Raw genomic sequence first — 15482 nt, 5'->3', positions numbered from 1 at the left:
GGACCCCCCACATGCCTTCGACCCTGCTGTCGTTCCCCCATTACGCGAGCAACCCGTACCTGACCATGCTCACCGTGGCGCCGCGAGCCGCGGGCTGGGACGTCACGGACGGCATACGAGGTCTACGCCGGCTAGAGGCGCGCGCGGAGCACATGGGGCGGGGAGACGTGCTTCACGTCCACTGGACCTCGCCTGTGACGGCCGGCTGCGAGAGCGTCGAGGAGGCCTGGGCCAACGCGGCCCGGTTCGAGGACGTGCTGAGCGGCCTGCGTGACCGTGGCGCCGACGTGCTGTGGACGGTGCACAACTCGATCGCCCACGAGGCCGACTACGTCGATGTCGAACTGGCCGTCGCCAAGGCACTGGCGAGCTACGCGACCCGGATCATCCGGCTCAACCCGGCGACCATCGAGGAGACCGCGGCCTACTACGCGCTCCCGCCGGACAAGGTGGTCGACCTGCCGCACTCGTCCTACCTCGGTGTCTACCCCGACGGTGGTGACGACGCCGCCTCGCGCGAGCGCATCGGGGTCCCGCAGGGGGTGCCGACGGTCGGCTTCATCGGTCAGATCCGGGCGTACAAGGGCCTCGACGTGCTCTGCCGAGCGGTGGAGATCGCTGCCGAGCAGGTGCCCGACCTGACCTTCGTCGTGGCCGGCAAGGTGGTGCCCGCCTCCGACGTGGAGACGGTCGAGGAGATGCTCTCGGCGCCCAACATCGTCAAGCGGCTCGGGTTCGTCGAGGCCGCAGACTTCTCCGACTGGATGCGGGCCAGCGACGTCGTGGCGCTGCCCTACCGCCGCATCCTCAATTCCGGCTCGCTGCTAGCCGCCGGCACCTTCGGCCGCACCGCCCTCATCCCCGAGGGCACCCCGGTCGCGCGGCAGTTCGCTGACGAGCCGTGGGTGGTGACGTACGCGCCGGAGCCCGATGAGCCGGTGGCGCTGGCGGCGGCGATCCTGGAGGCCCTGGACGGGCAGAAGTCGCGGCATCAGGCCGCTCGGGAGTTCACACGTGCGTACACGCCCTATGACATGTCGCGCGACTACCTGCGGCTGCTTGACGGGCTGGCAAGCGATCTGGCCGGCGATCTGGAGGGTGCAGCCTGATGGCCACCCCTGAGCTCTCCGTCGTCGTCCCGACGCACGATGTCGGCCTGTGGGTCGGCGAGCTGCTCTCCTCCATCCTCGAGGACCAGTCCACGCCTGCCGATCCGGTGGACCTGGAGGTCATCGTCGTCGACGACAGCTCGACCGACGAGACGTTCGAGATCGCCGAGGCGTACGCCGCCCGCGACCCCCGCCTGACGGTGGTCCGCTCGCCAGGGAAGGGTGGGGGACAGGCGCGCAACCACGGTGTCTCGCTGGCGCGCGGCCGCTTCCTCGCGTTCGCGGACGGCGACGATCTGGTGCCCCGCGGGGCGTACGCCGCGATGCTGCGCAAGACGCGGGAGACCGGCTCGGACATGGTCGTCGGCCGGTTCTTCAAGCTGTTCAGCGACCGGGTCTGGTGGCCGGTGCGGGCATGGCCGGCGTTCGACGAGGAGCGCACCCTGGTCACGCTGGCCGACGCGCCGTCGGCCCTGCGCAACCGGGCCTGCTGGAACCGGGTCTTCCGGCGCGACTTCTGGGATGCCGCCCAGATCTCGTTCCCCGACGCCTCGCGCTCCAACGACATCGAGCCGATGGTGCACGCGCTGACCAGGGCCCGCTTCGACATCGTCACCGAGACGGTCTACGTCTACCGCGACCGGCCCGGACCGGGATCGATGACGGCGAAGTCGCACTCGCCGGCCGGGATCATCAGCTATCTCGAGCAGGAGCTGCGCTGTGCCCGCCGGATCGTTGCGCTCGGCGACCCGAAGGTGCTCGCGGAGTACGCCTCGCTGATCTTCGACGCCGACGGCTGGATGGCGATCGTTCGCGCGCTGCGGGGCATGTCCGTGATCGACCCGGTGGCGCTGGATCCGGCGCGGGCGCTGATCGCCGAGCTGGTCGAGCTCTTCGACGACGGTGTCGTCGACGACCTCGAGCGCGACAAGCGGTGGGGCTGGCGCCTGGTCGAGTCGGGCCAGTGGGCGACCGCCGCCCGCCTGATCGGCGAGGACGTCCGCTGGGGCGACCGGACGGTCGCCGACATCCTGGAGACGCTGCAGCTGGTCGCGGACAGCGGCGTGGTGCCGCTGCGTACGCTCCAGCGGCCGCTCGTCAACGCCATCGCGACGATCTCGCTGGGCGACGAGACGCTCGTCGGGGACGACCTTGCCGACCTCGTGCTCAAGCACCGCGACCTGTTCACGGTGGTCGCGGAGGCAGCCGCGGCAGTCGAGGTAGTCGAGGCCGGCGACGCTGACGGGGCCACGGGTTGGCGGCTCGACCGGATCTTGGCAGCTCTCGACGAGGGCCCGGAGCTGCTGCGCCATGTCGTCTCGGGCGCGACCGACCCAGTGACCGCAACCTCGCTCGCGCTCGTGGACGGGCGCGCTCACCTGCGACTGGCACACACGATGGTGGGCGCCGAGCGGCTCCGGGTGGTGTTCCTTCACGACCGTCGACGCCGGGTCCTGGACTACGCTGCCACCGAGCTCGCCTCCGGGCACCTCGAGGTGGCGCTGCCGACCGCCGCCCTCTCGGGTGGGCGGTGGTGGGTCCGGTTCGAGGGTCGCGACGCGCTGGGCGAGTTCGACGGGCCGGTCGTCATCCCCGAGGACGTCATCGGCGAGCGGGTCGGCGAGCGCGCGCGAATCGTCCAGCTCGACGGTCGCCCGCGCCACGGGATCGAGATCCCGCTGACCTTCGGCGAACGGGGTGTCCGCAAAGCCCGCCGGGTCGCCGGCCGGATCGTCCGCAGGGTGCGCCGGTGACCGCTGTCGCCGTCGCGCCCGCCAAGGACGGGCAGCCCGGGCGGGCCGGGCAGCCCGCGCGGGACAAGCGGCCGGAGATCCAGGCGCTGCGTACGGCCGCGGTGCTGGGGGTCGTGCTCTTCCACCTGTGGCCGGGCGCGATCCGGGGCGGTTACGCCGGCGTCGACGTCTTCTTCGTCATCTCGGGCTTCCTGATCACCTCCCACCTGGTGCGAGAGGCCGCCAAGCCGGGCGGGGTGCGGCTGGGCGCCTTCTGGGCGCGCCGGATCCGGCGGCTGCTTCCGGCGGCGCTGCTGGTGCTCGTGTGCAGTGCGGGGGCGACGTACGTCCTGGTGCCGGAGGCCCTGTGGCAGCAGTTCCTGCGGGAGACGGTCGCGGCCGCGTTCTATGTGGAGAACTGGCAGCTGTCCTGGGCTGCGGTGGACTACCTCGCCGCCGAGGACCCGCCCTCGCCCGCGCAGCACTACTGGTCGCTCTCGGTCGAGGAGCAGTTCTACTTCATCTGGCCGCTGCTGATCGTCGCGGCGACGCTCCTGACCCGGCGACGGCCGAAAGTGCGGCTGACGGCGATCCGGGCGGTCTTCCTTGCCGTCTTCGTGGTCAGCTTCGTGGCCTCGGTGTATGTCACCGCGACGGACGGCGCCGACTCCTACTTCGTCACCTACGTGCGCGCCTGGGAGTTCGCGGTCGGCAGTCTCATCGCTGTGCTGCCGTTCTCCCTCAAGCGCGTGCCCGGGCGCTGGGCGCCGTACCTCGCGGTGGCCGGCTGGCTCGGGGTGCTCGGCGCGCTGTTGCTCTTCAACGACTCGCTGCCGTTCCCGGGCTGGGTGGCGCTGCTGCCGGTCGTCGGCACCGCGCTGGTCATCTGGGCGGGCGCGCCCCGCGGCCTCGGGCTTCGGGTCGTCGGCCATCCGGTCGTGCAGTGGATCGGGACGGTCTCCTACTCGCTCTATCTGTGGCACTGGCCGCTCGTGGTCGTGCTCCCCGAGACCGGCCCCGTGCTCGGCACCTGGCTCCGCGAGCCGCTGATCCTCCTGGTCACCATCGGCCTCGCGGCCCTGACCTACCGGTTCGTGGAGACGCCGTTCCGCACCGGACCGATCTTGGAGACCGCCCCGCGGGCCTTCCTCTTCGGGGTGCTCGGAGCGGCCCTGGTCGCCGCCGTCGCGGTCCCCGGGATCCTGCACGGGCGCAACCTGGTCGAGGAGAGTCGCGCCCAGGCTGAGGCGCTCGCATCGGGAGACACCGAGTGCTTCGGCGCCGCCGCCTTGATGGAGGGGTGCCGGAACCCGGAGCTCGACGGCGTACTTCTCCCTGCGCCGATCGCCCGCAAGGATGACACCGGCCGGGCCTACCGGTGCTACCTCCCCGAGATCGAGACGTACGCCGCCGACGCCCGCCCCGAGGTCTGCCACCTCGGCTCCGACGACCCGGATGCGCTCAGGGTCGCGCTGGTCGGTGACTCGCACGGCGCTTCGCTGATCCCCGGCCTGACCCGGGTCGCCGAGAGCTCAGGATGGTCGGTCGACACGTTGGTCGCCAACGGCGGTGGGCTGCTCCCGGCCACTGCTGGTGACCCGCGCCGCGCCTACCGCGAGGCGTTGATCGAGCAGCTCGACCAGGGGGCGTACGACGTCGTGCTGGTCACCCAACGCCGCAATCCGAACCTCGCGGCCGGCGAGCCGAACCCGGTCGCCGACCAGCTCGCCCAGGCCTGGAAGCCGATCCTCGAGCGGGGCACGAAGATCATCGCGCTCGCCGACAACCCGTACCTCACCCCCGAGGCGGCGACCTGCCTCGACGAGATCGAGACGCTCGCGGACGCCGGCGCGTGCGAGATGACCCGCCAGGAGGCGTACGCCACCTCTGACCCGCTCGCCGAAGCGGTCCGCCTGGCAGGGCCGGGCGCTTCGCTGATAGACCTCTCTGCGGCCTACTGCGACGAGGACCGGTGTCCCCTGGTGGTCGGCCACGTGCAGGCCTATCGCGACCGGAGCCACATCACCGCGACCTTCTCGATGACGCTGGCGCCCTATCTGGTCCGTGCGGTCGAGGACGAGCTCTAGGATCTAAGATCAGCGGCGATGAGCACTCCTGACCGCAAGGCCCCGACCCGCGCCGACTACGTGCACTGGCGCACGATCACCACCCGTTGGCGCGACGACGACGCGTACGGTCACCTCAACAACGCGACCTATTACGAGTACTTCGACACCGCCGTCAACGCCTATCTGTTCGAGACGACCGGCGTGAACGTGCGGAAGCTGCCGAAGATCGGGATCGTAGCGGAGACCTCGTGCCGCTACCTGCGCGAGATCGGGTTCCCCGAGCCGGTCGAGGCCGGGCTGGTCGTCGACAAGGTCGGGAGCTCGTCGGTCATCTACCGGATCGGGCTCTTCCAGGGGCCGGGCGAGGAGGCCGCCGCCGAGGGCCGGTTCGTGCACGTGTACGTCGACAACACCGACCCGTCACGTCCGGTGACGCCGATGCCCGATGAGATCCGGGAAGCGGTCATGCCGCTGTGGCGGCAGAACTGACGGTGACGCCTCGCTAAATCTTGCGTGGCGCCATTCACCGTTGTCCGGCACTGTGACAGGCTGATCCACCGCCGTAGCACGATCTAGAGCGTCTTGGGGGACCTCTGTGGACGAAGAGTTGAAGCGCATCGCACGTGGCGGACTGCGCAGGGGGCGAGACCTTGCTCGCAAGGTCTACAACGACTCGCCCCTCTACAGCCGGGCCGACGACGTACGTCTGCTCGTCGACTGCCCGCTGTTCGACCACGAGTGGTACGCCGAGCAGGTCGGGCAGCGTCTCGACCGCAAACGGGCCGCCCGGCACTATCTCGAGCAGGACCCGGCCAAGCCGCTGGTGCAGCCCAGCCCGCTCTTCGACCCGGAGTTCTTCCTCGCGCGGCTGACCCCGCGGCTGCGCAAGCAGATGGGCGACCAGGACCCGTTCCTCTACTGGCTGCGCGCCGAGCTGTGGCTGCAGCCGACGCATCCGCTCTTCGACACCGACGGCTACACCGAACGACGCAAGACCGAGAACTTCTACGGCGGCGCGATCGGTCACTACGTCGACCGGGGCGCCCGCAACGGACGCCGCGCCAACGACTGGATGGAGCAGGTCGACGGCCGGTTCCCTGACCTGCGCGACTGGATCCGCGACCGGCGCGCGGAGTGGCAGGCCCGGCAGGGCGGCCCGAAGACCTGGCGGCCGGACATCAACCACGCCCCGGCCGCCTCGGCCGCCCCCGCCGGTCGTGAGCCGGTCGGCACGGTCTCCGTCATCGTCGATCTGGGCGCCTCCGACGAGCTCGCCCGCGCGACGCTGGACAGCGTCGCCGCCCAGGCCGGGGTGAGCACCGAGATCATCGTCATCGACCGCGGCCTGACCCCGTCTGTCGCCGAGGTCATCCCTGAGGTCACCCCCGGCGCCCGGGTGTTGCTCGGCGACCCGGACCGCGGTGAGCCCGGCGTGGTCGCGGCGTTCTCGCAGGCGAGCGGCGACTTCGTCGCGTACGTCGCCGGGGGAGATGTCTGGAGGCCCGGACGGCTCGCGCGGCTGGTCTCGGTGGCCGAGGCGGCCGGGAAGCCGCTGGTCGCCGACGTGCTGGAGCGTCCCTGGCAGGCGGAGCAGCGGTTCGCCGTCGACGTACCTCCGGCCTCGCCCGGACCCGACGTGCCCGGTCCGCTGATGCGGACCCTGCTCTCGCGACTTCTGATCTCGGCGCCCCTTCTGGCGGAGGTCGGTGGTCCCCGTGACGACATCGGCTTCGGCTGGGCCTACGACCTCGCGCTGCGGCTGACCTCCCGGGCAGCGGTCGAGGTCGTGCCCGAGGCTGGCGTCGAGCGCCGCCAGGGCATCAACCCGCGCCGTCCGCGCCAGGACCGGCTCCCGCTCGACCCCTTCGACCTCGAGTCGTGGGACGACGTCGTACGCAACCGGACCTTCATCGACTGGGCGGCGCTCGGCTCGCGCACCCCGGACCCGGACGTGGTCTCGGTCGTCATCCCCACCTACGACGACTCGCTGCTGACCGTGGGTGCGGTCGAGGCCGTGATGGAGCACGGCGCGGGGGAGAAGCGGCTCGAGATCGTGGTCTGGGACAACGGCTCCTCGGCCCGCGTCTCGGCGGTGCTCGACTCGCTGCCGCTGCGGTTCCCCGAGGTGAAGGTGGTCCACAGCACGGTCAACCACAACTTCGCGCTCGGCAACAACCTCGCCATCCCGTACGTCACGGGCGAGACCGTTGTCTTCCTCAACAACGACACCACGGCGCTGGCCGGCTGGCTGGAGCCGCTGGTCTCGGCCCTCGAGGATCCCGAGGTGCTCGCGGTGCAGCCGCTGCTGCTCTACCCGAGCGGGTCGGTGCAGTCGGCCGGGGTCGTCTTCCCGCCCTACGGCGGGCTGCCCTACAACATGCTCGCCGAGTACCCGCCCGAGGACGCCGCCGGTCTCGACGGCCACCCGTTCTCCGCGCTCACCGGCGCGGCGCTGGTGATGCGCTACCGCGACGTCGTCGCGTGTGAGGGGTTCGACCCGATCTTCACCAACGGCATGGAGGACGTCGACCTGTGCCACCGGCTCGCCGCGCTGCGTCCGGGCTCGTTCCGGGTCGTGACCTCCGCCGAGGTCGTCCACCACGAGTCGAAGTCGAAGGGTCGCTTCGCCCGCGCCCCGCGCAACCGGCTGATCTACCTCGACCGCTGGGCCGGGCGCACCGAGCCTCGCGACGACGTGGCCGCCTGGGCGGCCTGCGGCTACCAGGTCGTCGGCCGGGCGGCGGCCGGGAACCCGACCGGACCTGCGAAGACGTACGCCGCCACCCGCCCGATCCTCGCCCCGATGCCGCGCACCTCGGTCGTCGAGGGCGTCCCGCAGCTGCGCTGGTCGATCAAGATCTCCGCGCCCGGGGCGCCGGAGGGGGAGCGGTGGGGCGACACCCACTTCGCCCGTGCGCTGGCCCGCTCGCTGCGTAGGCTCGGCCAGTCCGCGGTCGTCGACCACCACTACGAGTGGGAGCGGCCGAGCGCGCTCGACGACGACGTCGTGGTCACCCTGCGGGGCCTCTCGCGCTACTTCCCCGCGCCAGATGGCCGGATCAACATCGGCTGGGTGATCTCCCACCCCGACGCGGTCACCCGTGCCGAGGCGGCCTCGTTCGACCGGCTGCTGGCGGCCGGGCCGATCTGGGCCGAGCGGATGTCGGCACGGTGGGGCATCCGCATCGACCCGCTCCTGCAGGCCACCGACCCCGAGCTGTTCAACCCCGACCGGGCGCTGCCCGACTCCGGTCACGCGGTGCTCTTCGTCGGCACCTCGCGCGACGTCGAGCGCCCGATCATCCACGACGCGGTCTCGGCGGGGCTGCCGCTGTCGGTCTACGGCCACGGCTGGGAGCCCTACATCCCGCGCCACTACGTCAAGGCCCAGTTCATGTCCAACACCCGGCTCGGTGCCGAGTACCGGGCCGCCGGAGTAGTGCTCAACGACCACTGGGCCGACATGCGCGACTACGGCTTCATCTCCAACCGGCTCTTCGACGCCGTCGCCTCCGGCGCCCGGGTCATCTCCGACGACGTCGTCGGCCTCCGCGACGTCTTCGGTGACACCGTGCAGGTCTACGAGACCCCCGAGGACCTGGTGAAATGGTCCTCGATGCCCGACCCCTCGGTCGTCTTCGGCACCGACGAGCACATCCGCGCCGAGGCCGCCCGCATCCACCGCGACCACGGCTTCGACGCCCGCGCCCGCTCCCTCCTCGACATCGCGCTCGAGGAGCGCGCCAAGCGCGACCGCCCCTAGCGACCTGTCAGAGTGTCCGCATGACGAAGCTGTCGGTGATCCAGCTGCGCGAACGGGACGCGCTGGTCGATGACCTCAGGTCGCTCTCACCCGAGCAGTGGCGCTCGGCCACCCTCTGCGGGGAGTGGGACGCGGAGGAGGTCGTGTCGCACCTCGGCGCGGCGTCACGACTCTCGTTCCCGGCCTGGCTGCGCAGCATGATCGGGGCGCGGTTCGATCCGGACGTACACAACCGCAGGCGGCTCGAGGAGTTCCGCGGTTCCTCGCCGGAGGAGACGCTCGAGATGTTCGCCGGGATCGGACCCATCGGGCTGCCGCGGAAGGAGAGCGTCGGCGGGCTGGGCGAGATGATCGTGCACGGCGAGGACATCCGGCGGCCCCTCGGCATCCGGCACGACCCCGACCCCGAAGGGCTCTCGGCGGTCGCCAGGTTCTTTGCCGCCAAGGACTTCGCGGTCAACAGCAAGTCGCTGGTCGACGGGCTGCGGCTCCGAGCCGTCGACGCCGTGTTCGTGGCCGGCGACGGGCCTGAGGTCCACGGACGCCTGCTCGATCTCGTCATGGCGATGGCCGGAAGGCGCGAGGTGCTCGAGGACCTGAAGGGGGACGGGGTCCCCGAGCTGCGGCACCGGCTGGGCTGAGCACTCCGAACCATCTGGTTCGTCCAGGGGGCCGTAAGGTGGCTGATGCGATGACGGCATCACGGTATGGGGGAGACGGGTTGGGCAGCGACCGGAGTCGGCTCGAACGGTTGATGCAGGAGTCCGTCCGGGTCTCCCCGGCGCCAGGAAGCCATTCGCCTGCCTGGCGCGCGAGCGTGACGCTGCTCGTCGGACTGGTGGCGCTGGCCGGGATCGGACACATCGAGCTGGCCGCGTACGCCTGTTTCGGCACCTTCGCCTCGATCTACGGCGGCCGCCAGCCGCTGCGAGGACGCTGGCGGACCCAGGCTGCGGCCGGGGCGCTGATGTGTGCCGCGGTCCTGTGCGGCGCGCTCGTCGCGACCTCCCCGCACCGGGCCTGGCTCGTCATCCCCGTCGCCGCGGTATGGGCCGCGGCCGGGTCGATGCTCTCGGACCGGTTCGTGCTGCGGCCTCCGGGACCGATGTTCCCGGTCTTCGCGGTGGCGACCTGTGCCGCGCTTCCGGTGACCCTGTCGGGGGTCGCGGTGGCCGTCGGCGTGGCGGCCGCCGCGGCCCTGATCGCCGTGCTCCTCGGTCTGCTCGAGGAGCGGCTGGCCGGAAGCGGAGCCTCGGTCGAGGCCAGTCGTGGTGAGGCACGGCTCGATCACGCGACCGCGGTCGTCGTCGCGGTCGTGGTCGCCGGCACGATCTCCACCGCGCTCGGGCTCAGCCACACCTACTGGGCGATGGTTGCCGCGGCGGTGCCGTTCGGCGTCACCGGGCTGCTGGCGCAGACGACCCGCGGGCTGCAGCGTGTGGTCGGCACCCTGGTCGGCCTGGTCCTGGCCGCGGTGCTGCTCTCGGTCTCGCTTCCCGCCCTCGTCGTCGCGGTGGTCGTCGCCGCGCTCCAAGCGGTCACCGAGCTGCTCGTCGGGCGTCACTACGGCCTCGCCCTCGTCGCCATCACCCCGCTCTCGCTGCTGATGGTCCAGCTCGGCCACCCGCAGCCCGTCGACGCCCTGCTCTGGTCCCGCCTCGCCGAGACCCTCCTCGGCGTCGTCGTAGGCCTCGCCGCCGCCTTCGCCCTCCGCGAGTTCCGTCGCCGCTGACCCGCCGAAACGTCACTTACGTCGGCCGAGACGTCACATATGGCGGGCGAAACGTCACTTACGTCGGCCGAGACGTCACGGCAGTGCCAAGTCGGCCGTCCTAAGTGACGCTTCGCCATCCGGGCCGACTCGGCAGCAGCAGGCTCGGCTACTTCTCGAAGACTGCCTGATCGAGGACGCGGCGCTCGTCGTCGGCCAGGACGACCAGCTCCTCGCGGGTGAGGCCGGTGCCTTCGCCAGTGGGGGAGAGGTTGATGAAGAACTCGTGCTTGACGGTGTCGTGGAAGGTGGTCTCCCGCATCGAGATGAAGTCGAGGTCGGCGAGGTCCTGGAGCAGCAGGCGGAGGTGGTTGGGGGTGCAGACCCAGTTGTGGGTGTCGATGTAGCGCTCCCCGCGATGGGCCTCCGCACCGCTCGCCTTCACGGCTTCCAGGCCGTGGGCGAAGGTGTAGTCGCCCTTGTGGCGCGGACCCCAGGCGGTGATGCCACCGTGCTTGGCCGCGTTGAGCCGCTCCTCGATGACCGCGCCCATGGTGTGCACCGACGACGGGTAGAGCGAGGCGTCGATGACCCGCGAGAGCGAGGCGCGCTCGCGGAACCGGTCGAAGCAGTAGCGGTGGTCGGGGATGACCAGGGCGAGCACGCCGTCGGGGTTGAGCAGCTTCTCGCACTCGTTGAGGAAGTCGATCATCGAGGTGGTGTGCTCGATGACGTGGGAGGCGACGACGAGGTCGAAGCGTTCCGGGATCACGTCTGACCAGGGAGTTCCCGGCCGGAAGACGTAGTCGACCTCCTCGATGTCATCGGGGTCGTACTGGGAGAAGCCGGCATAGCGCTGAACCAGACCCCCGCGGTCGAGATAGTCGACGATGCGTACGTCATAGCCGTCCCGCTTGGGCAGGATCGCGTTGTGCGCGGGACCGATCTCCAGGATCAGGGCGTCGGGCTTGACCCCGGCGAGCACCTGCTCGCGACGCAGCTCGAGCCGGTCCAGGCCGGGGATGGCCGGCACCGCGGTGGTGCGGTTTCGGTCGCCCTGCAGCCCCTCCACCTTCGTACGCAGCTTCTGGTTGCGCTGCTTGAGCTCGTCGATCCGGCCGTGCAGGCGCGCGGCCTCGGCATCGGCGGCACGGACGGTCTGCAGACCTGCGGCGGCGAGGCCGCGGCGTACGGCGCCCCTGAAGGTGGGCAAGACAGGTCCTCCTGAGAAGAGAGATTCAGCTTTTGCGGGGTGGGATGTAGGGCTCGGCGGCCAGTGCGGCCCGGCCGCGCTCGGCGCCGAGGGCGTGCTCGTCGTCGGGCACGGCCTTGTCGTTCTCGGGATCGAGCACGTCACGCATGAGGTCGGGGACGAGCGCGCGGCCGAGCACGATGTGCAGGTGGTAGGTCAGCCAGTCGTCGAACGAGTAGTCCCCGGAGAAGGCGCCGGCGGCGAGCTCGGCCCGCGTCGGCGTGCGCGCGAGGTAGGCGTCCTGCAGGGTGCCGTTGAGGTAGCGCTGGTAGTCGCGCATCCCGTGGTGGCGCGGGCTCGGCTTCAGGTCGGGGTTGGCCTCGTAGCCCTTGCCGGCGTTGATCACCTTGCGCTCGAGCTGGGCCCAGGAGCGCCAGGGGAGGTGGAGCACCTCGAGAGCGACCTCGTCGGGCGGCTGGCCGTTGCTCATCAGCGAGACGAAGTGGTTGCCCTGGACGACCTTGATGTCCGACTCGCCGCGGTGGACGGCGTTGGGCGTCGGATGCGCGTGGAGCCCGACCGCCTCGAGGCGCTCGTCGGGGCGCCGGTCGCGCCACTGGAGCCGATTGATGCCGCCGCCGGTCCAGGCGGGCGGGCCGACGAGGTTCTCGACCTCGACGGTGAACGCGTTCAGCGACAGGGGAGTGGCCTCAAGCGCCTGGCGTACGGTCAGGCCCTTGTCCTTGGGCACCAGGAACTCGTCGGCGTCGAGATTGAGGACCCAGTCGGCGCGGAAGTGGGTGCGGGCACGTCGGGCCATCGAGGTGACGACCTTGCCCTGCTGCTTCTCGTGGACGGGGTCGTGGTGGAGCTCGACGCGTCCCGTGGCGGCGTAGCGCTCGAGCACCTCGGTGGTGCCGTCGACCGACGCGTTGTCCGTGACGATCAACGTGTCGACACCCTGGTCCAGGTGGTGCTCGATCATCGCGGCGACGATGTCGACCTCGTCCCGGACCATCATTGTCCCGATGATCCTCATGCCGTGAAACACTACCGGCCCGGTGGACGTTGTCGAGATCCCGCGCCGTACGGCGGGACGCCCGCGCGGGCGCGCGCGTGGCGTTGTGGGCTCCGGACGCGAGGTGTGCAAGGGTGGACGCCGTCCGTGCGTATCCAGAAGGGGGCTGGCCGAGCCAGTGACGACCATCCTTGTCATCTTCGTGGCGATGTTCGTCATCGTCGCGCTGGCCGGACTCGTGATCGTCTACACGGTCTTCCCCCACCGCGGACAGAAGATGCCGTACGCCACCAAGCTCGGCAAGGCGATGGAGCGGGCCGTCGACACGGCCCCAACGCTCAGTCCGGCCACGCGCCTGCAGACCCGCCGTGAGGACCGTCTCACCGAGCTGCTCGGTGAGCGTAAGCCAGGAACTACGGAAAAGAACGCCTAGTTTGATTGGATGAGGCCCATGGACATGGTCACCCTCATCGTCATCATCGCGGTCGCCGCTGTCGCGATCATCGGCGGCGGCATCGTCGGTCTGGTCACCAGCACCCGGCGCCGCAAGGAGCGCTCGCTGCCGACCGAGGCGGGGACCGATGTCATCACCCGCCCAGAGGAGCCGACGGTCGGGGAGGCCGAGCCGGAGACGGTGCCGGCGGAGCCCGTCGCGCCGGTCATCGAGAAGCCGGAGAGCACCGCCTCCCGCCTGGTGCGGCTGCGCCAGCGCCTGGCCGGCTCCAACGCGCTGGGCCGCGGCCTGCTCAACCTGCTCTCGACCGACAAGCTCGACGAGGACACCTGGGAGTCCATCGAGGATCTGCTGCTCACCGCCGACATCGGCGTCGCCCCGACCCAGGAGCTGGTCGAGGGGCTGCGCACCCGGCTGCGCGTCGAGGGCGGCAAGGTCGACGCCAAGGCCGCACTGCGTGACGAGCTGATCAAGCTGGTCGACCCCGGCATGGACCGCCGGCTCCAGGTCAGCGGCGTCGACGGTGCCCCCGGTGTCGTGCTGATGGTCGGCGTCAACGGCACCGGCAAGACCACGACCACCGGCAAGCTCGCCCGGATCCTGGTCTCCGAGGACCGCAAGGTCGTCCTCGGTGCCGCCGACACCTTCCGTGCCGCTGCCGCCGAGCAGCTGACCACCTGGGGCGAGCGCGTCGGCGTCGAGGTCGTACGCGGCCCGGAGGGCACCGACCCGGCCAGCGTCGCCTTCGACTCGGTCAAGGAGGGCCTCGACACCGGCGTCGACACCGTCATCGTCGACACCGCCGGACGGCTGCAGAACAAGGCCGGCCTGATGGACGAGCTCGGCAAGGTCAAGCGCGTCATCGAGAAGCAGACCCCGGTCACCGAGGTGCTGCTCGTCCTCGACGCCACCACCGGCCAGAACGGCCTCATCCAGGCCCGCGTCTTCAGCGAGGCCGTCGCCGTCAGCGGCATCGTCCTCACCAAGCTCGACGGCTCCGCCAAGGGTGGCATCGTCGTCGCCGTGCAGCGCGAGCTCGGCGTTCCGGTCAAGCTCGTCGGCCTCGGTGAGGGCCCCGACGACCTGGCCCCGTTCACCCCTGAGGCCTTCGTCGACGCGCTCCTGGGCTAGCTCCACGGTCAGCATGGCAGGATCGCCGGTATGCGCCATTCACTCGCCGGCCGGGCCGAGACTTCCATGCAGGCACGACTGCTCGCCCAGCTCCGTGACGAGGGCCCGCTGTCGCGGGTTCAGCTCGCTGACCGACTGAACGTCTCCCGCACCACGATCGCGGCCGAGGTGGGTCGCCTCACCGAGCTGGGCATGGCCCACGAGGTGGGGCCGGCGGCCTCCCGCGGCGGCCGGCGCTCGACCCTGGTCGACCTCGCACCGGACATCCGGTTCGTCGGCATCTCGATCGGCGCCACCAGCATGTCGGTGGGCCTCACTGACGGTCGGCTGTCGGTGATCGGCACCCGCACCCGGGCGTGCGACATCCGCAGCGGCCCGGAGAAGGTGCTCGCGACCGCGCTCGACGAGGTGCGCGCGCTCCTGGACGAGCACGACGTCACCGAGCCGATGGGCGCGGGCATCGGCGTACCCGGACCGGTCGACTTCCACCGCGGAGTCTCGGTGTCCCCGCCGATCATGCCGGGCTGGGACGGCTACCCGGTGCGCGACGCGGTCGCCCGGGAGCTTGGCTGTCCGGTCGTGCTCGACAACGACGTCAACGTCCTCGCGGCGGGGGAGCAGCACGCCGGCGTCGCCCGCACCGCTCGTGACTTCCTCTACGTCAAGATCGGCACCGGTATCGGCTGCGGGATCGTCGTCGACGGGGAGCTCTACCGCGGCGTCGACGGCTGTGCCGGCGACATCGGCCACATCCGCGTCGAGGATTTCGGACCCACCTGCGCCTGCGGCAACACCGGCTGCCTGGAGGCGTTCTCTGGAGGGGCGGCGCTCGCTCGCGAGGCGCTCGCCGCAGCCCGTTCCGGACGCTCGCCCGTGCTGGCCGAGCTGCTCGCGGAGAAGGGTGAGCTGAGCGCCGAGGACATCGCCATCGCGGTGGCCCGCGGCGACGCCCAGGCGGTCCAGCTCATCAGGGAGAGCGGACACCGCATCGGCCAGGTCCTGGCCAGCCTGGTCTCGTTCTTCAACCCCGGCCTGATCGTCATCGGCGGACGGGTCAGCAAGCTGGGCCATGGCCTGCTCGCCGAGATCCGCAGCGTGACCTACCGCCGCTCGCTGCCGCTGGCGACCGGCAACCTCCCGATCGTGCTCAGCGAGCTGGGTGACGAGGGCGGCGTCATCGGGGCCGCGCACCTGATCAGCGCCTCGGTCTACGCGCCCAGCAGCGGCGAGGCGTAGACCCCACTCTCGACCCCCCAGAGGCGCACTGTCGTCCCATCTTTCGAAATCATCTTGCGAAAGTAC

Annotated in this window: 12 protein-coding genes; 10 read left to right on the top strand and 2 right to left on the bottom strand. The window is 70.9% G+C overall.

Annotated elements, in window-relative coordinates; all coding sequences use genetic code 11:
- The first annotated feature begins 11 nt into the window (after positions 1–11).
- The 7 genes from OH802_RS25010 (at position 12) to OH802_RS24980 (ending at position 10406) form a co-directional block, all read left to right on the top strand.
- On the top strand, positions 12–1109 hold the full coding sequence (locus OH802_RS25010) for a glycosyltransferase (protein ID WP_406023127.1): 1098 nt from the start codon (positions 12–14) through the stop codon (positions 1107–1109).
- Entirely contained in the window at positions 1109–2863 is a 1755-nt protein-coding gene (locus OH802_RS25005) for a glycosyltransferase family 2 protein (protein WP_406023125.1), read from the top strand. Before OH802_RS25010 ends, OH802_RS25005 begins: the two co-directional genes overlap by 1 nt.
- Positions 2860–4929 (top strand): acyltransferase family protein, encoded by a 2070-nt coding sequence (locus OH802_RS25000; protein WP_406023123.1) that lies wholly within the window; start codon positions 2860–2862, stop codon positions 4927–4929. Before OH802_RS25005 ends, OH802_RS25000 begins: the two co-directional genes overlap by 4 nt.
- Positions 4930–4947: 18 nt before the next feature.
- Positions 4948–5400, top strand: a complete 453-nt coding sequence (locus tag OH802_RS24995; RefSeq protein ID WP_008358262.1) for a thioesterase family protein — start codon at positions 4948–4950, stop codon at positions 5398–5400.
- 118 nt (positions 5401–5518) lie between these two features.
- Positions 5519–8674 carry a glycosyltransferase gene (locus OH802_RS24990; protein WP_406023120.1) on the top strand — a complete coding sequence of 1052 codons (3156 nt, stop codon included), beginning with the start codon at positions 5519–5521 and terminating at the stop codon, positions 8672–8674.
- 20 nt (positions 8675–8694) lie between these two features.
- Entirely contained in the window at positions 8695–9315 is a 621-nt protein-coding gene (locus tag OH802_RS24985; RefSeq protein ID WP_406023118.1) for a maleylpyruvate isomerase family mycothiol-dependent enzyme, read from the top strand.
- A 50-nt stretch (positions 9316–9365) separates the two neighbouring features.
- Positions 9366–10406 (top strand): FUSC family protein, encoded by a 1041-nt coding sequence (locus OH802_RS24980; protein ID WP_406023116.1) that lies wholly within the window; start codon positions 9366–9368, stop codon positions 10404–10406.
- A 148-nt stretch (positions 10407–10554) separates the two neighbouring features.
- Here the strand turns inward: OH802_RS24980 and OH802_RS24975 are convergent, their stop codons facing one another.
- Positions 10555–11598: a methyltransferase domain-containing protein gene (locus tag OH802_RS24975; RefSeq protein WP_406023114.1), complete on the bottom strand. Its 1044-nt coding sequence runs from the start codon at positions 11596–11598 to the stop codon at positions 10555–10557.
- A 25-nt stretch (positions 11599–11623) separates the two neighbouring features.
- A complete protein-coding gene (locus OH802_RS24970; protein WP_406023112.1) occupies positions 11624–12616 on the bottom strand; it encodes a glycosyltransferase family 2 protein in 993 nt (330 codons plus the stop codon).
- A gap of 157 nt (positions 12617–12773) precedes the next feature.
- Here OH802_RS24970 and OH802_RS24965 point away from each other — a divergent pair, with 157 nt between their 5' ends.
- From OH802_RS24965 to OH802_RS24955, 3 genes are read left to right on the top strand one after another with little or no spacing between them, the layout of a single operon-like run.
- A complete protein-coding gene (locus tag OH802_RS24965; protein ID WP_355020083.1) occupies positions 12774–13028 on the top strand; it encodes a hypothetical protein in 255 nt (84 codons plus the stop codon).
- An 18-nt stretch (positions 13029–13046) separates the two neighbouring features.
- A complete protein-coding gene (gene ftsY, locus OH802_RS24960; protein ID WP_406029405.1) occupies positions 13047–14180 on the top strand; it encodes a signal recognition particle-docking protein FtsY in 1134 nt (377 codons plus the stop codon).
- A 30-nt stretch (positions 14181–14210) separates the two neighbouring features.
- Positions 14211–15416 carry an ROK family transcriptional regulator gene (locus tag OH802_RS24955; protein WP_406023110.1) on the top strand — a complete coding sequence of 402 codons (1206 nt, stop codon included), beginning with the start codon at positions 14211–14213 and terminating at the stop codon, positions 15414–15416.
- Positions 15417–15482 lie beyond the last annotated feature (66 nt).

It is taken from the genome of Nocardioides sp. NBC_00850 (assembly GCF_045207335.1).
GTDB lineage: Bacteria > Actinomycetota > Actinomycetes > Propionibacteriales > Nocardioidaceae > Nocardioides.
The sequence above is the reverse complement of the archived record's forward strand: the minus strand, read 5'-3'. Positions and strand labels throughout refer to the sequence as shown.